17 protein-coding genes are annotated in these 16,725 nt (G+C 67.0%); 8 read left to right on the top strand and 9 right to left on the bottom strand.

The features are described 5' to 3' along the window. The 4 genes from CKY51_RS12380 to CKY51_RS12400 all read left to right on the top strand — a co-directional run. Positions 1 to 295, top strand: a 295-nt coding sequence (locus CKY51_RS12380) for a TPM domain-containing protein (protein WP_152249303.1), incomplete at its 5' end; no start/stop codon positions are given. Positions 296 to 349: 54 nt separating this feature from the next. After that, positions 350 to 1,240 (top strand): prolipoprotein diacylglyceryl transferase, encoded by an 891-nt coding sequence (lgt, locus tag CKY51_RS12385; protein WP_152249304.1) that lies wholly within the window; start codon positions 350 to 352, stop codon positions 1,238 to 1,240. Continuing rightward, on the top strand, positions 1,237 to 2,031 hold the full coding sequence (locus CKY51_RS12390) for a thymidylate synthase (RefSeq protein ID WP_152249305.1): 795 nt from the start codon (positions 1,237 to 1,239) through the stop codon (positions 2,029 to 2,031). Before lgt ends, CKY51_RS12390 begins: the two co-directional genes overlap by 4 nt. 191 nt (positions 2,032 to 2,222) lie before the next feature. Continuing rightward, entirely contained in the window at positions 2,223 to 2,714 is a 492-nt protein-coding gene (locus CKY51_RS12400; protein ID WP_031339042.1) for a dihydrofolate reductase, read from the top strand. A 356-nt stretch (positions 2,715 to 3,070) separates the two neighbouring features. Here the strand turns inward: CKY51_RS12400 and CKY51_RS12405 are convergent, their stop codons facing one another. From CKY51_RS12405 to CKY51_RS12445, 9 genes are all read right to left on the bottom strand, one after another. Next, positions 3,071 to 4,060, bottom strand: coding sequence for a symmetrical bis(5'-nucleosyl)-tetraphosphatase (locus tag CKY51_RS12405; RefSeq protein WP_152249307.1), 990 nt, complete (start codon positions 4,058 to 4,060; stop codon positions 3,071 to 3,073). Positions 4,061 to 4,073: 13 nt separating this feature from the next. Next, positions 4,074 to 4,457 carry a Co2+/Mg2+ efflux protein ApaG gene (apaG, locus tag CKY51_RS12410; RefSeq protein WP_022971474.1) on the bottom strand — a complete coding sequence of 128 codons (384 nt, stop codon included), beginning with the start codon at positions 4,455 to 4,457 and terminating at the stop codon, positions 4,074 to 4,076. A gap of 196 nt (positions 4,458 to 4,653) precedes the next feature. After that, positions 4,654 to 5,442 (bottom strand): 16S rRNA (adenine(1518)-N(6)/adenine(1519)-N(6))-dimethyltransferase RsmA, encoded by a 789-nt coding sequence (rsmA, locus tag CKY51_RS12415; RefSeq protein WP_022971473.1) that lies wholly within the window; start codon positions 5,440 to 5,442, stop codon positions 4,654 to 4,656. Between the two features lie 112 nt (positions 5,443 to 5,554). Further along, the gene (pdxA, locus tag CKY51_RS12420) at positions 5,555 to 6,538 is read right to left on the bottom strand and encodes a 4-hydroxythreonine-4-phosphate dehydrogenase PdxA (protein ID WP_152249308.1); all 984 of its coding nucleotides are present in this window, start codon (positions 6,536 to 6,538) and stop codon (positions 5,555 to 5,557) included. A gap of 3 nt (positions 6,539 to 6,541) precedes the next feature. Then, complete coding sequence (locus CKY51_RS12425) at positions 6,542 to 7,951, bottom strand: peptidylprolyl isomerase (RefSeq protein ID WP_152249309.1); 1,410 nt, start codon at positions 7,949 to 7,951, stop codon at positions 6,542 to 6,544. Beyond that, positions 7,948 to 10,374 carry an LPS-assembly protein LptD gene (gene lptD / locus CKY51_RS12430; protein WP_152249310.1) on the bottom strand — a complete coding sequence of 809 codons (2,427 nt, stop codon included), beginning with the start codon at positions 10,372 to 10,374 and terminating at the stop codon, positions 7,948 to 7,950. The genes CKY51_RS12425 and lptD overlap by 4 nt, the downstream gene beginning before the upstream one ends. 174 nt (positions 10,375 to 10,548) lie before the next feature. Continuing rightward, complete coding sequence (locus CKY51_RS12435; protein WP_022972069.1) at positions 10,549 to 11,457, bottom strand: histone deacetylase family protein; 909 nt, start codon at positions 11,455 to 11,457, stop codon at positions 10,549 to 10,551. 40 nt (positions 11,458 to 11,497) lie between these two features. Further along, positions 11,498 to 12,055, bottom strand: a complete 558-nt coding sequence (locus tag CKY51_RS12440; protein WP_022972068.1) for a cob(I)yrinic acid a,c-diamide adenosyltransferase — start codon at positions 12,053 to 12,055, stop codon at positions 11,498 to 11,500. Between the two features lie 3 nt (positions 12,056 to 12,058). Next, positions 12,059 to 12,637, bottom strand: coding sequence for a hypothetical protein (locus CKY51_RS12445; protein ID WP_022972067.1), 579 nt, complete (start codon positions 12,635 to 12,637; stop codon positions 12,059 to 12,061). A 92-nt stretch (positions 12,638 to 12,729) separates the two neighbouring features. On the opposite strand from CKY51_RS12445, the gene ubiH reads away from it, so the two are divergent. The 4 genes from ubiH (at position 12,730) to CKY51_RS12465 (ending at position 16,495) form a co-directional block, all read left to right on the top strand. Beyond that, positions 12,730 to 13,938, top strand: coding sequence for a 2-octaprenyl-6-methoxyphenyl hydroxylase (gene ubiH / locus CKY51_RS12450; RefSeq protein ID WP_022972066.1), 1,209 nt, complete (start codon positions 12,730 to 12,732; stop codon positions 13,936 to 13,938). After that, entirely contained in the window at positions 13,935 to 15,122 is a 1,188-nt protein-coding gene (locus CKY51_RS12455) for a UbiH/UbiF family hydroxylase (RefSeq protein ID WP_022972065.1), read from the top strand. The genes ubiH and CKY51_RS12455 overlap by 4 nt, the downstream gene beginning before the upstream one ends. 98 nt (positions 15,123 to 15,220) lie before the next feature. Beyond that, positions 15,221 to 15,949: an alpha/beta fold hydrolase gene (locus CKY51_RS12460; protein WP_022972064.1), complete on the top strand. Its 729-nt coding sequence runs from the start codon at positions 15,221 to 15,223 to the stop codon at positions 15,947 to 15,949. Positions 15,950 to 16,060: 111 nt separating this feature from the next. Then, positions 16,061 to 16,495, top strand: a complete 435-nt coding sequence (locus tag CKY51_RS12465) for a nuclear transport factor 2 family protein (RefSeq protein WP_022972063.1) — start codon at positions 16,061 to 16,063, stop codon at positions 16,493 to 16,495. Positions 16,496 to 16,725: the final 230 nt, after the last annotated feature.

The following is a 16,725-nucleotide window of genomic DNA, read 5'->3' on the forward strand; positions in this document are numbered from 1 at the left end:
TGCGCAGCTGCGCACCTGGGATACCGAAGCCAACAACGGGGTGCTGCTGTACCTCTTATTGGCCGACCACGCGATCGAACTGGTGGTCGATCGTGGCCTGCGCGCCCGCGTTCCCTCACAGTGCTGGACCGAGGTGTGTCGACGCATGCAGCAGTTCCTGCGGCAAGGCGAGTTCGAGGCGGCGGTGCTGGCCGGAGTGGAAGCATTGACCGACGTGTTGGCCGAGCATTTCCCCGCCACTGCCGGTTCTCCGGATGAAGACGAGCTGCCCAACCGTCCGCAACTGCTCGGCTGAGCGCGCCTCAGATGTCACAATAGCCGCCTTGCTTGGTCCAACGCCGCGGTTCGCATGATCTACCTGCATTCGATCGATCCCATCGCCTTTTCGCTCGGCCCGGTGCAGGTGCACTGGTACGGGTTGATGTATCTGGCGGCGTTCTGCTCGGCCTGGTTGCTGGGGCGTTTCCGCATCCTGCGCGGGCGGCTGCCGGGCGTGGACATGGATGGATTTTCCGACCTGCTGTTCTACGGCATGCTCGGTGTCGTGCTGGGCGGACGGATCGGCTACATGCTGTTCTATGCCTTCGAATCGTTTCTGGCCAACCCCTTGATCCTGTTCAAGGTGTGGGAAGGCGGGATGAGTTTCCACGGCGGCTTGCTCGGCGTGTTGATCGCTTGCTGGATCTGGGCGCGCAAGCACCGGCTGCACTTTTTCGATGTGATGGATTTCGTCGCCCCGCTGGTGCCGCTGGGCCTGGGATTCGGGAGGTTGGGCAATTTCGTCGGCGGCGAGTTGTGGGGCAAGTTCACCCAGGCCGGTTGGGGCGTGATCTTCCCGCATGCGCCGGAGCTGGCCGATATGTCGCCGCTGCAGATCCAGGCGCAGTACGCCGCTGGCGCGCTGGACCGGTTCGCCCGGCATCCTTCGCAGCTTTACGAAGCTGCGTTGGAGGGCATGATGATGTTCGTTGTGTTGTGGACCTTCTCGATGAAACCGCGTGCGCGCTACGCCGTGTCGGGTGTGTTTGCGCTGCTCTATGGCGTGTTTCGCTTCATTGTCGAATTCGTGCGCGTCCCCGACGCGCCGATCGGCTACCTGGCCTTCAACTGGTTGACGATGGGGCAGATTCTCAGCCTGCCGTTGATCGCAGTGGGCCTGCTGTTGCTGGCCATGTCGCGCCGTGCGCCGGTGTTGCAGCCCGTGCTGCCGGTACCTGCGGGCGTGGAGGCGGCCAAGTGAAGCCGTATCTGGATCTGCTGCGGCATGTGCTCGAACACGGCGCCGAGAAGTCCGACCGCACCGGCACCGGTACCCGCAGCGTCTTCGGTTGGCAGATGCGTTTCGACCTCAATGAAGGTTTCCCGCTGGTCACCACCAAGAAGCTGCATCTGCGCTCGATCATTCACGAGTTGCTGTGGTTCCTGCAGGGCGATACCAACATCGGTTATCTCAAGGACCATCAGGTCCGCATCTGGGACGAGTGGGCCGATGCCAATGGCGATCTCGGCCCGGTGTACGGAAAACAGTGGCGACGCTGGACCGGCCCGGATGGCGTGGAGATCGACCAGATGCAGTGGTTGCTGGACGAGATCAAGCGCAATCCGGATTCGCGGCGCCTGGTGATCAGTGCCTGGAACGTCGGCGAGCTGCCGCAGATGGCGTTGATGCCCTGCCATAGCCTGTTCCAGTTCTACGTGGTCGACGGCAAGCTCAGTTGCCAGCTCTATCAGCGCAGCGGCGACATCTTCCTGGGGGTGCCCTTCAATATCGCCAGCTATGCGTTGTTGACGCATATGGTGGCGCAGGCCACCGGTCTGGGCGTGGGCGATTTCGTCCACACGCTGGGCGATGCGCATTTGTATGCGAACCACTTCGAGCAGGCCCGCGAGCAGCTGAGCCGTGTCCCGCGTGCGCTGCCGACCTTGCGCCTGAATCCGGAGGTGACCGACTTGTTCGCGTTTCGCTTCGAGGACATCACGATCGAAGGCTACCACCCTCATCCTGCGATCAAGGCGCCGGTGGCGGTATGAGTTGGCGGGATGGCCGGGAGCCGGGAATAGCGAGCCGGGGCTCGGGACCCGGGACCCGGGACCCGGGAACGGCAGCAGCAACAGCAACAGCAACAGCAACAGCAACAGCAACAGCAACAGCGGGCGGGGGAGTGGAGTCAGCCGACGCTTCGCCCTCCGGGTCCCGGGTCCCGGGTCCCGAGTCCCGGCTTCTGCTCTCCCTCATCGTCGCCATCGACCGCAACAACGCCATCGGTCGCGATAACACGCTGCCGTGGCAATTGCCGGACGATCTCAAGCGCTTCAAGGCGCTGACGATTGGCAAGCCGATCCTGATGGGGCGCAAGACCGCGCAATCGCTGGGGCGTGCATTGCCGGGGCGATTGAATCTGGTGCTGACCCGTTCGGGACAGGTACCCTTCGACGGCATGCAGGCGGTGGGGTCGGTGGAGCAGGCGTTGCACTGCGCCGAGCAAGCCGGCGCGCAGGAGTTGTGCGTGATCGGTGGCGGCGAAGTCTATCGGCTCACGATGGAGCGCGCCGATCTGTTGGCCGTTACCGAGGTGGACACCGCCGTCGATCATGCCGATGCGCATTTTCCACCGATCGATCCAGCGGTATGGGTGCCGGTACAGCGTCAGACGCATGCGGCCGATGCACGGCACGCGTTCGCGTTCTCGTATGTGGATTATCGGCGGCGCTGAGCGGCTGCACCGTCACGTCGGGAACGCCCGGCGAACGCCCGTTACTCCGGCGTACGTGGCGGCCGCAGTGACGGAGCGCGACTCGGTGGATCGTGCGGGACGCGTGTTCCCGGCAGCTCCCCCGGCTCGATCAGGCATGCACGGTGGCGCGGCTCTGCTCTGCTTCCGCCTTCGCATACAAGGTGTGTCGTCGCGCACCTCGCAATACATGGGGAGATCCGCTGCAGCGCGATTCCCTCCCGTCATCGATGTCGTCGCATCATCGCTCGTGACGTGCTGTCGCGCGCTGGAAACACGATGCGCAGGTGGCAGGCATCCAGGCGTGCCGCGACCACATTGTGGATGTTGCCGCCGGCTTACTCGGCGGCCGGAGCGGCATCGACGATGCCAGTGCCAGCGGCAGTCGCGCCATTGCCCGCGCCGGCGCTGCCTGTGCCGTTGCCGCCGCGTCCACGGCCACGCCCGCGTTGACGGCTCTGGCCTTCCCGTGGGCGCCGGGGCGCGCGCGGTGGCGGCGGCGGTTCGGTGATGGCGCGTCCGGGAACCTGGACCACGCGCAACTCGTCGGTGTCGATCTGCAATGCGGTGAGCTTGCCGCCCCACACCGCGCCGGTATCGATGGCATGCACGCCCTGGGTGATGGTGAGCCCCAGCGCGGACCAGTGGCCGCACACGATCTTGAGATCCCGCTCGACCCGGCCGGGCACTTCGAACCACGGGTACAGGCCCTGTGCCTGCGTGCCCGGCGTGCCCTTGTCGTCGGTGGCGATGCGCCCGCGCGGCGTGCAATAGCGCATGCGGGTGAACAGGTTGATGATGGCGCGGCTGCGGTCGTAGCCGCTGAGGCCAGGCGACCAGCCCGGCTGGTCGCCGTACATATTGCGCAGCAGCTTGCGGTAGCCATTGCCCTGCAATTGTTGTTCGACCTCGCGGGCGTGTTTCTCGGCCATCTGGGTGGTCCACTTCGGCGCCAGTCCGGCGTGGATCATCATCCAGCCCAGCGCGCGGTCCACGTGCGCCAGCTTCTGCATGCGCAGCCAGTCCAGCAATACGTCGCGGTCTTCTGCCAGCACGATCCGCTGCAGGTCCGGGTTGACCTTGCGCTGCTCTTCTTCCGAGCGCGCACCAATCGCCAGCAGCGATAGGTCGTGGTTGCCCAGGACCACCACGCTGTGTTCGCGCAGCGAGTGCACCAGCCGCAGGGTTTCCAGCGACTGGCCGCCGCGGTTGACCAGATCGCCGCAGAACCACAGCGTGTCCTGCGCCGGGTCGAAGCGGATCTTCTCCAGCAGTTGTTGGGTGACGTCGTAGCAACCCTGCAGGTCGCCGATGGCCCAGATGCTCATCGCCGGCGCTCCATCAGTGCAGCGTCCTGGGCACACGCAGCACGAAGGCGGCGATCGGCGCGATGAACTCGGTGCCGTCGTCGGCCAGCATGTCGTAATGCCCCTGCATCTGACCTTGTTCGGTCTCCAGCAGCACCCCGGAGGTATACGAGAACGCCTCGCCCGGGCGCAGCCGCGGCTGCTCGCCGACCACGCCTTCGCCGTCCACCCGCTCGGTACGCCCGTTGCCGTCGGTGATCTGCCAATGGCGTGCGATCAGTCGCGCCGGCACCGCGCCCGCGTTGTGGATACGGATGCTGTAGGCGAAGGCATAACGGCCCTCTTCCGGGGTCGATTGATGAGCGAGGAAGCGGGGCGAAACCTCGACCTCGACACGGTAGCGCGGATCATCTTGCATGGTGAAAGTGTAGAGGGTGTTCAGTGTTTTGAGGTGAGTGCAATGTCGCTTTCGGCACGGTCCTGCGCGCGGGCGAGGCGGTTCGGCACAGGTCGCTGCGGCGCCGACGGCATCATCTGTGCACGGCGGTGGCCAACGCGCCCTGTGCAAGGGCCGCAATACCGGGTGGGACGGAGATCCTGCCGCCTGGCGACGTTCAGATCGTCGCGTTGGCCAGGCGGATGAAGTCGGCGACCTCCAACTGTTCGGCGCGGGCATCCGGGCGAATGCCTGCGGCCTCGAAATGCGCCGGTTCGCAGACGCCGGACAGCGCATTGCGCAACGTCTTGCGACGCTGGCCGAAGCCGGCGCGTACGACCTCGGCAAAGCGTTGGCGGTCGCGGATATCGACCGTGGCCGGATCGCGTGGCACCAGCCGCACCACCGCCGAATCGACCTTCGGTGGCGGCCGGAAGGCGCCCGGCGGCACCACGAACAGGGCGGTGACCTCGCACCAGGCCTGCAGCATCACGCTCAGCCTGCCATAGGTCTTGCTGCCGGGACCGGCGGCCATGCGGTCGACCACTTCCTTTTGCAACATGAAATGCATGTCGGCGATGGCGGCGGCATGGTCCAGTGCATGGAACAGGATTGGCGAGGAGATGTTATAGGGCAGGTTGCCGACCAGCCGGATCGGTGTGCCCTCCGCCAGCGCGGTGAAATCCACGCTCAATACATCGCGGTGGATGATCCGCAAGGCACCGATCGGAGCCGCGGTGGCGGTCAACGGTGCGATCAGGTCGCGGTCGAACTCGATGACGGTCAATGCGCCATGCCGACGCAACAACGGGAAGGTGATCGCGCCCTGGCCGGGACCGATCTCGACCAGGTGCTGGCCCGGACGTGGGTCCACGGCGTAGACGATCCGGTCGATGTAATTGCGGTCGGCCAGGAAGTGCTGGCCCAGCGATTTCTTGGCCGGCGCGCTGAAGGAGGGGGAAGTCATCGGGAGAGTTTAACGGAACCCCGTCGCTGCCCGTGCCGCGCGCCGCTGCGACCCCAGTTGGCGCCACGGCCGCGATTGCGAGCGGGATGCGGCCGCTGATCGTCCGGTCGGATCAGGGCTGCGGCGATCCGTGCCGCGCCGCCAATCGTGCGCACAGGGCGGTTGCCGCAAAAAGGCTGGAAGGATCGGCCAGGCCGCGGCCGGCCAACTCCAGCGCGGTGCCGTGGTCCACTGCCACCCGTGGATAGGGCAGCCCCAGGGTGATGTTCACCGCCTGCTCGAAGCCGCTGTGTTTGAGCACCGGCAGGCCCTGGTCGTGGTACATCGCGACCACCGCGTCGAATCCGGCGAGTTTCTGCGGCAGGAATGCGGTATCGGCCGGCAACGGGCCAAGCAACTGCAAGCCTTCCCCCCGCAAGCGCTCGAGGACCGGAATGATGATGTCCAGTTCTTCGCGGCCGAGGTGACCGTCCTCGCCGGCATGCGGATTGAGGCCAAGCACGGCGATCCGCGGTTGCGGCAGGCCGAAGTCGCGCCGCAGCGCCGTGTCGGTGATGCGCAGGCAGCGCTCGACGGTGCCGGCGGTGACGGCATCGGCAACGGCGCGCAAGGGCAGGTGGGTAGTGACCAGGGCCACCCGCACGGTGGTATTGGCCAGCATCATCACGACCGGGCAGCCGGCTTGCTCGGCCAGCAGTTCGGTGGTGCCGCGATAGGCGATGCCACCGTCGTTGATGGTCGCCTTGTGAACCGGGCCGGTCACGATGCCCTGGTGCTGGCCCGACAGACAGTGGCCGGCAGCAGTGCGCAAGGCCGCGATCACGGCTGCCGCATTGGCCGGGTCGGCATGTCCGAAACGGCTCGGGACCGCTTGAGTGATGGGATGGACCGCCAGGTCGCCGGGATGTTGTGCCAGCTGGTCGGGGTCACGTATGCGCAGCGGCAGCGACAGCGCCGTGGCGGCGCTGTGCAAAGTCCGGGGGTCGGCATAGACGACCAGGTGCGCATCCGTCTGCGGCCGCTGGGCGAGCCGCAAACACAGCTCAGGACCGATGCCGGCCGGCTCGCCCGGCACCAGCGCGAGCGTCGGGCGCATGCCTCAGCGCGTCGGCTTGGTCGGCGGCGGCGGCGGCGGCGGTGTCGCAGGCGCGGCCGGCTGCGCAGGGGCGGTGCCGGTGGGCGCGGCGGTGGCATTGCCGTCGGCGCGGTCACCGGTGCGGAAGCTCACATAGGCTTCGCCACGCAGCTCCTGCAGGAAGCGGTTGTATTCCTCTTCCAGCTTGCGACGACCGATGGTTTCACGGATCTGCGAACGCTGGTTTTCGGCGCTGACATCGGTCTGGCGGCTGGCGACGCGCTGCACGATGTGCCAGCCGGCCTGGGTCCGGAAGGGTTCGGACACGGCGCCATCGGCCAGGCCTTCGACCTGCTGGCCGAACTCCGGCCCGAAGGCGTCAGCCGGGAACCAGCCCAGATCGCCGCCTTGGCCACGGCTATTGGCGTCTTCGGACGATTCCTTGGCAGTGGCCTGGAAATCGGCGCCGCCGACGATGCGGGCGCGCAGGGTATCGATCTTGGCCTTGGCCTGGGCATCGGTCTGGTTGTCGCCAATGCGTACCAGGATGTGGCGCGCGTGGTACTCGGTGACCATCTTCTTCTCGCCACCGCTGGCGTCACGCACCTCGATCAGCTTCAGCAGCTGGAAGCCGCTGGGGCCGCGCAATGGGCCAGCCACCTGGCCAGGCTTCAGGTCGCGGATCAGCTGGGCGAACGCATTGGGGATCTCGTCCAGGCTGCGCCAGCCGAGGTCGCCGCCTTCCAGCGCGTTGGGGCTGTCGGAGTAGCGCACCGCAGCGGCCGAGAAATCCAGCTCGCCCTTGTCGATCAGGGCTTTGACGCCATCGACCTTCTTCTGGCCGGTGGCAATCTGCTCGGCGTTGGCGCCTTCGGGCAGGCCGATCAGGATGTGCGCCAGGTGGTACTGGCTGCCGCTGTTGGCCTGCTGGGCCAGGGCGGTGTCGACTTCGCCTTCGCTGACGCTGATGCGGCTCTGGGCAAAGCTCTGGCGCAGGCGCTGGACGATGATCTCGTCACGCACCGAGGCACGGAAGTCGGCATAGCTCATGCCATCGGCAGCCAGCTTCTGCCGCAGTCCGTCCACGCTGGTGCCGTTTTGCTGGGCAATGCTGGCGACGGCGCGGTTCAGTTCCTCGTCGCCGACGCGGATGCCGCTGCTCTCGGCACGGGCGACCTGCAGCTTGATCAGCACCAGGCGCTCGAGCACCTGGCGTTGCAGCACATCGTCCGGGGGCAGCTGGTTCTCGCGCCCGGCATACTGGGTCTTGACGTTACGGACCGCGCGATCGAGTTCGCTCTGCAACACCACGTCCTCGTCCACGACGGCGGCGATGCGGTCCAGCGGCTGGGATTGCTGTGCCGAGGCCAGCGGCGAGACCACGCTGGACACGGCCAGCAGCGAAGCGAGGAAAACGGAGAAAGGCTTGGTCATGGAATCAGGTTCGGATCGTAATCGTCCGGATTGGTCGTGGTGTTGCTGGGCGGGACCAGGTAGAGGTCGTCGCGGTAATAGCCGAGAATAGCACGGCGCAAAGTGCGGTCCGTGTTCTGTCCGATCGAGCTCAGGCCCTTGAGCACGAACTCCAACTGGAAGGAGGTGTCCATCTGGCCCTCGCGGTTACGCACGTAACGGCGCACCAGGGCGCGCACCGCCAGGCAGCAGCTGTCCCACTGCGCACCGCCGATGATTTCCAGTGGCTTGCGGTCCAGCAGAGAGTAGTAATACCGGCCGACGGCGCTCCAGCTGGGATTGATCGGGTACAGGAACGACAAATCGGCTTGTTTGAGCTGGTCGCTGTTGTCGACCAGGTTGCGGCGGTAGCGGTAGGCCAGGTTGATGATGCCGTCGTTGCCCACCAGATACCGGGTGCGCAGGCTGGCCAGGTCTTCCTTGCGCGAATTCGGGTTCCATTGGTAGGTGGCGCCCAACGACCAGCGGTCGTTGATCATGTAGCTGGTATCGGCCACCCAGGCAGACTTGCCCTTGTCGATGGGCTGCTCGCTGCCGGCCGCGGCATTGGTGCTGTTGTTGATGGTGACCCGCGAATCGCTGAAATACAGGATTTGCCCGAAACTCAGCGACAGCTTTTCGCGGCCATCGTCCTGACGCAGCCAGCGCGAGGTCACCGCCAGGGTCAGCTGGTTGGCATCGTTCTGGCGATCGGCGCCGGTGTAGCGCGTATCGCGGAACAACTGGCCATAGCTGAAGGTGAACGGCCGGGTATCGAAGACCGGCAAATCGTCCTGGTTGCGGTAGGGCACATACAGGTAGTAGGCGCGCGGCTCCAGCGTATTGAGGTACTGGGTGCCGAAGACCGTGGTCTGGCGATCGAAGTACAGGCCGGCATCGAGCGAGGCGATCGGCAGGCTGCGGGTCGGAGTCCGGTTGCCGGTCAGCGGCAGGGTGTCGGCCAGCTTGTCCTGCAGTTGGTAAGCGGTATAGCGCCAGGCCAGCGTCGGCGTCACGAACCAGGCTGCGCCGGTCAGCGGCAGCGATACATAAGGTTTGAGGTCCAGCCGTATGCCGCCGGCATAGTCCTTGTTGCGGATATTGGTGCGGATATAGTCGGATCCCTGGTCGTTGTTGTTGCCATTGGGGACAAACAACACCTGGTAGGAATCGTCGTGGGTGAACCGCACCGCTTCGCTATACAGTCCGACCTCGAAGGCACCAAACGGCTTCTCCCAGGTGAAGAATGCGCGTGGTTGCCGGTTGTAGGGCAGGGCCTGCTCGTCGAGCGTGTAGTCGGTGAGCTGCCAGCGGTCGGCCATGAAGCCGGCGGTCCAGGTTTCGCCGGTGCCGTAGACGCCGACAGTGCTCTGCAGGCTGGAGGCCGTGGACATGCCGTAGAGACGGCTGGTGAAATCCTCGACGTAACGGGTGTCGCTGACCCAGGCGATGCTGGCGCGTGCCTGCCAGTGGCTGTTGATGTTGTGGTAGCCGCTGTACATGAAGCTGCCGCGGTCCTTGTCGCGCAGCTTGTCATCGGGCAGGTAGTTGGCGGTGGCGGTGCCGCGGCCGCCATCGTACAGATAGCGAAACTCGGTGCCGTACGCCAGGCCACGCTTGCTCATGTAGCGCGGCATCAAGGTGGCGTCGTAATTGGGTGCCAGGTTCAGGTAGATCGGCTGCAGATAATCGAAACCGTTGCGACCGGACATGCCGAGCTGCGGATACAGCAGGCCGCTCTGGCGGCGATCGTCGGTGGCAAACTTGAACCAGGGAAAGAAGGCCACTGGCACCTTGCCGATTTCCAGGACCGCGTTGCGCGCCGTGCCGAATCCTTCTTCGTTGTCGACGTCGATCTGTGGGGCGCGCACGCGCCAGAACGGCTGCGACGGGTCGCAGGTGGTATAGGTGGAGCGGTGCATCTGGCCCACCTGGCCCTGGATGTCGACCGACTCTGCACCGCCATTGCCGCGGCGGTCCACCAGCTGGTACTGGATATGGGTGACCTTGTGGGTATCGGTATCCTGATTACCCTCGGCGCGGTCGGCGACCATCCGGAAGGAGCTGTCCTGGTAGCGAACGTGGCCTTCGGCAATGTAGTTGCCGGTCTCGGTATCCATGCGGATGCTGTCCGCCCCCAGGAATTGGTCGCCGCGCTTGAGCGCCACGTTGCCCTGGTACAGCGGGGTGGTGGTGGTGCCGGACAGCTGGTCGCCCTCGATGTCGGTCGGCAGCTGCTGGCGGATCTCGGCGGCTTTCGGGTCGGCCGGCGGGGCCCCATCGAAGCCCGGCAACGGCTCCACCGCAGGGCACAGTCCCCAGTTCAGCGGCTTGTCGGCGGCCATGGCCGGCAGGCAGATGGCAATGCTCAAGGGCAGGGGCAGCAGGCGGAGGGCTCGGTGCACGCGTGAAATCAACCAATAAAATGGCGCCTAGCTTGCCGCATAGCCCGCATAGGGGCAATGAAGAGTCCTGGGGGAGGCTGGGCGGGGTTCATCGCTGATCTGTCCGCCAGCATCTGCCCGTCGCCGCGCGGCAGCGGCCGCCTCCCATCTGCGCTCCGGCAGATCGCGGCGGGCTCAGCGCAAGGCGGCGACATGCGCCACGCTGCTCTCGCGCAGCGCCTGCAGGTCGTAGCCCCCTTCCAGCATCGAGACCACGCGGCCACCGGCATGGCGTTGCGCCAGCGCGCGCAGCGCCCCGGTCAGCCAGCCGAAGTCCTCGCCATCGAGCATCAGGTCGGCGAGCGGGTCGCGCAGATGGGCATCGAAGCCGGCCGAGATCAGCAGCAACTGCGGGCGGAAGCTCTCGATCAGCGGGAGCAGTTCGTCTTCCCAGACGTTGCGAAAGCGTAGCCCGTCGCTCCCTGGCGGCAGCAGGACGTTGTGGATGTTGCCGAGTCCACGCTCATGGACGCTGCCCGAATGCGGATAAAGGCCCGATTGATGGGTGCTGAGGTACTGCACGGTCGGGTCGCGTTCGAAGATCGCCTGGGTGCCATTGCCATGGTGCACGTCGAAGTCGACGATGCTGATCCGCTCCAAGCCGTGGCGGTCACGTGCATGCGCCGCCGCCACCGCGATGTTGTTGAACAGGCAGAAGCCCATGGCGACCTGGGCGGTGGCATGGTGCCCCGGTGGGCGGACCGCGCAGAACGCAGTCGAGGCCGCGCCCTGCATCACCGCATCGACGGCAGCGATGCCGGCGCCAGCGGCCCGCAGCGCCGCCGCCCGTGAGCCGGCCGACATCACCGTATCCACATCCAGCCGGTGATGCCCCTCGAACACCGTTTCCAGGACGGTATCTATCTGCTCGCGCGCATGCACGCGGCACAGGTCGCCCAGCTTCGCCTGCGGCGCCTCGCGCCAGTCCAGGTCCGGGAAGGCGCTACGCAACGCCTGCACCACCGCCTCCAGCCGGGCGGGGCGTTCGGGATGCTCGGGGCCGGCGTCGTGCTCGAGGCAGGCGGGATGGGTGAAGACCAACATGGTGCCAATCTAGCCTGTCTGCGGCGACTTGCGCAGAGGCTCAGCCATGTCGGCGGTCGCGCCGCCACAGCACTTCCTGCTGGCCATCGAGCCGGGCCAATACACGGGCCAGCACGAACAACAGGTCCGATAGCCGATTCAGGTAGCCGATCGCCTCCGACCGCACCGGCTCCTGGCGCGACAAGGCGACCGTCTCACGTTCGGCTCGGCGCACGATCGTCCGGGCCAGGTGGCAGCGTGCCGCCGCCTCGCCGCCCGCGGGCAGGATGAATTCCTGCAGCGGCGGTAGCTCGGCATTGAACCGGTCCAGGTGCTGCTCCAGTGCGGTGATGTCGTCCGCCGCGATCGCTGCATGGCCCGGAATGCACAACTCCCCGCCAAGGTCGAACAGCTGGTGCTGCACGGTGGTCAGCAGGGTGATGATGGCGTCGGGCAGGTTGGGGGCGGCCAACAGCAGGCCAATGGCCGAGTTGGCTTCGTCCACGGTGCCGTAGGCAGTGACGCGCAGGCCGTCCTTGCCGGTGCGGCTGCCATCGCCCAGGCCGGTGCTGCCGTCGTCGCCGGTGCGGGTATAGATGCGCGAGAGCCGGTTGCCCATGACTCAGCCGGCCTGCAGCGGACGCTGCGCTGCGCCCAGGCGCTCGCTCGCGCATTGGATCGCCGCGGCGGCGGCGACGTAGAGTGCGGTCGTGCGCAGGTAGGGCCACAGCCAGTCGATGTAGTTCTGCCACCAGCCTGAGACCGTCGGTTCGGCCACGCTGGCGCTGATCCAGTAGAAGCTGCCCTGGGCGATGAGCTGGCAGAGCGCCACCGACACCAGCAGTGCCGACAGCAGACGGGCCAGCGCGCTCCAGCGCGCGCCGCGATGGTGCCGGCGCAGCCATAGCCCACCGGTCCACAGCGCGAAATAGGCCGGGATCAGGCACCAATACGCTGCAGAGACGCAGTAATGCTGCCAGAAGCTCAACCCCTGGCCGGCAATGACCAGCCAGTCGACGGCCACCGCCAGCGCCATCAGCAGCGGGAAGGCCAGGCGCGTCCGTGCGGCCAGGTGGAAGCCGCCAATGAAGAACACCGCCCAGGATGCATCCGGGATGGCGCCGAAATGATGGATGCGCGTGGCCGCCATCAGCAGGGCGAGCAGGCTCAGGACCAGGGTGTCGTGCGAGCGGGGAATCATGCGCGGCGGTCGGATCGTGGAAGCGCGAGTGTAGCCTGCTGCGCCGCCGCTCGCCCCGTCGGCAGCGACCGGCCAAGGCTTATCATGGTCGGATGACACACGCACATGACGTCTTGATCGTGGGGGGCGGCCTGGTCGGTTCCAGCCTGGCGATCGCGCTGGACCGGCTCGGCTTGGATATCGGCCTGGTGGAAGCGAGCCCGGAAGGGCGCCCGCCGGCGGTCTTCGACCAGCGCAACCTGAGCTTTGCCGCCGCTACCGTCAACGCGCTCGGGGCGCTCGGCGTGATGGCCAAACTGCGCACGCCGCCCGGGCCGATCCGTCGCATTCATGTCAGTCGTGCCGGCGACTTCGGTCGCGTCCAGCTCCAAGCGGCCGATTACGGACGCGACAGCTTCGGCCAGGTGGTGGTGGCGCGCGATTTCGGCGATGCCCTGCAGGCCCGGTTGGAGGAGTTGCAGCACCTGCGGCGCTATCGCCCGGCCCGCTGCATCGGACTGGAGCCGGTGCAGGACGGGCGACGGACGGTGCGGCTGGCCGACGCCGAGGGCGAGCGGCAGGTACGCGCACGGCTGGTGGTCGGGGCCGACGGCAGCCATAGCGCGGTACGCGAATTGCTGCATATCGGCACCGAGCAGCACGATTTCATGCAGACCCTGTTCGTGGCCCGGGTTCGCGCCGCACGCGCCCCGGACGGCACCGCCTGGGAGCGTTTCGGCGCACATGGTCCGACCGCGCTATTGCCGCGCGGCGATCGCCATTACGGAGCGATCCATTGCGTGGCGCGGGCCGATGCCGATGCCGTCGCCGCGCTGGATGAAGCGGGGTGGCTGGCGCGGCTGCAGGCTGCAGCCGGCTGGCGCGCCGGGCGTTTTCTTGCCAGTGGCGAACGCAGCGCCTATCCGCTGGTACAGATCCTGGCCAACGACCTGATCGCCGAGCGCGTCGTGCTGCTTGGCAATGCCGCCCAGACCCTGCACCCGATCGGCGCGCAGGGCTTCAACCTGGGCCTGCGTGATGCGCTGACGCTGGCCGAATTGATCGAGCACGATCGCCAGGATCCGGGCGCTGTTTCGTTGCTGGCCGACTATCTGGCGCGGCGACGGGTGGACCGCGAACAGACCATCGGCTTTTCCAGTGGGCTGGCGCGCTTGACCGGCAATCCGGCGCCGCTGCTGCGTCCGTTGCGCAGTCTGGGTCTGCTTGCCGCCTCGCAGGCCGCGCCCTTGCAGTCGATGCTGGTCGGGGGGGCGATGGGCTTCCGTGGCGAGGTGCCGCAGTTGTGCCGGGGGCAGGCATGAGCCGCCGCGGCGGGCGCGACGTCCTGGTGGTCGGTGGCGGTGTCGTCGGTGCGGCCTGCGCACTGGCCCTGGCCGACGCGGGACTGTCGGTGGCGCTGGTGGAAGGCGCTGAGCCGGCGCCGTGGCAGGCCGACCAGCCTGACCTGCGGGTGTATGCCTTCGCCGCCGACAATGCGGCCTTGCTGGAACGCCTGGGCGTGTGGCCGGCGATCCTGGCGGCGCGTGCCCAGCCTTACCGCCGCATGCGCGTCTGGGACGCCGCCGGTGGTGGCGAGTTGGGCTTCGACGCCGATACGCTCGGCCGTGCGCAACTGGGCTGGATCGTCGAACACGCGTTGCTGGTGGACCGGCTGTGGGCCGCAGTGCACGCCGCCGGCATCGAGGTGCACTGCCCGGCACGGGTGGTGGAGCTGGAGCAGGATGCCAGCCATGTGCGGCTGCGGTTGGACGATGGCCGGCGACTGGAGGCGGCGGTGGCGATCGCCGCCGATGGTGCCGCCTCGACCCTGCGCGCGCTGACCGGCGTGCCGGTGACGCAGCATGCCTACGCGCAGCGTGGAGTGGTCGCCTTCGTGGAGACCGAGCGCCCGCATCAGGCCACCGCCTGGCAGCGCTTTCTGACCAGCGGGCCATTGGCCTTCCTGCCGTTTTCCGATGGTCGCAGCTCGATCGTGTGGACCTTGCCCGACGAGCAGGCCGAGCGGGTGCTGGCCTTGGAGGACGCCGCCTTCTCGCGCGAGCTGACCCAGGCCTTCGCCGCACGGCTGGGGCAGGTCCGGCTGGCATCGGCGCGCGCGGCATTCCCGCTGCAGCGGCAGCTGGTTGCCCAGTATCTGTGCGGACGCGTGCTCACGCTGGGCGATGCGGCGCATGTCGTCCATCCGCTGGCAGGGCAGGGCGTCAATCTAGGCCTGCGCGACGTCGCCGCGTTGTACGCGCTGGTGCGGACAGCGTTGGCCAAGCGGGTCGACTGGGCGGCGCCTCATCGGCTGCAACGTTGGGCGCGGACACGACGCAGCGAGAACACCGTGGCTGCCTACGGATTCGACGCGATCAACACCGTGTTCTCGAACGATGACATGCACCTGACGCTGCTGCGTGGCAGTGTCCTCGGCCTGGCCGGCCAATTGCCGCCGCTGGTCGATCTGCTGTGGCGCCAGGCCTCTGGCCGGCCGCCGCGGTAAGCAGATGCCGGGGTGGCTACTTAGTTATAAGTAATAACTAATACCGGGGTTTGAATCTTCCATACGACGGCGCCGGTTGAGCTGGCTACAGTCGAGGCATGGTGCCATCCGACTCAGCCACCGCTTCCTCCCCTCCGGCCTTGTTGCTGCTGTGTGGCCTGTTGTGCGACTCCAGCATCTGGGAGCGCCAGCGCGCAGCATTGGCGGATCTGACCGAGGTCCAGGTCCTGGACTTCCCGGGCTTCGACAGCCTGTCGCAAATGGCCGCGCACGTTCTCGCGCAGGCGCCGTCGCGCTTTGCGCTGGCCGGTCATTCGATGGGCGCCCGGGTGGCGATGGAAGTGCTGCGGCAGGCGCCGCAACGGGTGGACCGACTGGCCCTGCTCGATACCGGCGTGCATCCGCGCACCGACAACGAGGCCTCGCAGCGCTATGCCTTGCTGCGCTTGGCGCAGGAGCAGGGAATGCACGCCCTGGCCCGGCAATGGCTTCCGCCGATGCTGCATCCCCGGCACCGCGATGATGCCGCCGTGCTGGATCCATTGCTGGCGATGGTCGCAGGTCACAGTGCCGAGGTCTTCGCCGGGCAGGTGCAGGCGCTGTTGCAGCGCCCCGACGCCGCTCCGCTGCTGCCGCAGATCGGCTGCCCCACCTTGCTGGGCGTCGGTCGTCAGGACACCTGGAGTCCGCTGGCGCGGCACCAGGACATGGCTGCCCGCATCACCGACGCCCGTTTGGTCGTCTTCGAGGAGTGCGGCCACATGGCGCCGGTCGAAGCGCCGGTTGCCGTCGCCGCGGCGCTGCGCGACTGGTTGCTGGCCGCATGACGTACCGATGCCTGCCCCATCACGGACCACAAGGCGCAACGCGCTTGCCGCAGCTGGGACGCGCGTGCGCGCCGGTAGTGGGCTTCATGCCGCAGCCAGAGGAGGTCCTGGGTGACTGACCACGCGTCCATCATCGTGCTGTGCGAACAGTTGATCCGGCGGTTCGCGCTGTACAACGACCAGCACGACCACGATGCCATCGCCGAGTTGTTCACCGCCGACGGCGTGTTTGCCCGTCCCAGCGCGCCGGATCAGCCGATCCATGGGCGCGAGGCGATCCGGCAATCGTTTCGCGAGCGTCCGCCGCGGACCAGCTGTCACCTGATGCACAACACGATCGTGGACGTGCAATCGGACACGCGTGCACACGCGCACAGTCACGTCCTGCTCTATACCGCTGCCGACACCTCCGGCGCGCCGCCCTGGAACGCGCAGACGCCGGCCTTGCTGGGCAGCTTCGACGATGTCCTGGTGTGCGAGCAGGGGCGTTGGCTGTTCCAGCAGCGGCGCGGCTCCTTGCTGCTGCGCGTCGGCGCGGCCGCCTGAGTCTCGTGCATCTGCTCTTCGCCCGGCATCGCGAACTACGCCGTTGCGTGCCTTTCCTCGTTCCTCCCCTCCCCCCGTCGCGCCCCGCCGTCATCCGTTCATTCCTTCTCCGGAGAATCGCCACGTGGAACGCGTCCGTCCTGCCGTACATCGCCGTCCTTCTTCTTCCCGCGCACAACGTCGCCGGCTGCTGGTGCTGGCGCTCGTCCTGGGCGTTGCCGGCGCCGGCA

Origin of the sequence: Xanthomonas maliensis, from assembly GCF_009192945.1 — a bacterium.
Classification (GTDB): domain Bacteria; phylum Pseudomonadota; class Gammaproteobacteria; order Xanthomonadales; family Xanthomonadaceae; genus Xanthomonas; species Xanthomonas maliensis.

Coding starts and splice junctions, on each gene's coding strand:
- lgt (WP_152249304.1), top strand. CDS start 350: ATGATCTACCTGCATTCGATCGATCCCATCGCCTTTTCGCTCGGCCCG.
- CKY51_RS12405 (WP_152249307.1), bottom strand. CDS start 4,060: ATGAGCATCTGGGCCATCGGCGACCTGCAGGGTTGCTACGACGTCACC.
- apaG (WP_022971474.1), bottom strand. CDS start 4,457: ATGCAAGATGATCCGCGCTACCGTGTCGAGGTCGAGGTTTCGCCCCGC.
- rsmA (WP_022971473.1), bottom strand. CDS start 5,442: ATGACTTCCCCCTCCTTCAGCGCGCCGGCCAAGAAATCGCTGGGCCAG.
- pdxA (WP_152249308.1), bottom strand. CDS start 6,538: ATGCGCCCGACGCTCGCGCTGGTGCCGGGCGAGCCGGCCGGCATCGGT.
- CKY51_RS12425 (WP_152249309.1), bottom strand. CDS start 7,951: ATGACCAAGCCTTTCTCCGTTTTCCTCGCTTCGCTGCTGGCCGTGTCC.
- CKY51_RS12435 (WP_022972069.1), bottom strand. CDS start 11,457: ATGTTGGTCTTCACCCATCCCGCCTGCCTCGAGCACGACGCCGGCCCC.
- CKY51_RS12440 (WP_022972068.1), bottom strand. CDS start 12,055: ATGGGCAACCGGCTCTCGCGCATCTATACCCGCACCGGCGACGACGGC.
- CKY51_RS12445 (WP_022972067.1), bottom strand. CDS start 12,637: ATGATTCCCCGCTCGCACGACACCCTGGTCCTGAGCCTGCTCGCCCTG.
- ubiH (WP_022972066.1), top strand. CDS start 12,730: ATGACACACGCACATGACGTCTTGATCGTGGGGGGCGGCCTGGTCGGT.
- CKY51_RS12455 (WP_022972065.1), top strand. CDS start 13,935: ATGAGCCGCCGCGGCGGGCGCGACGTCCTGGTGGTCGGTGGCGGTGTC.
- CKY51_RS12460 (WP_022972064.1), top strand. CDS start 15,221: ATGGTGCCATCCGACTCAGCCACCGCTTCCTCCCCTCCGGCCTTGTTG.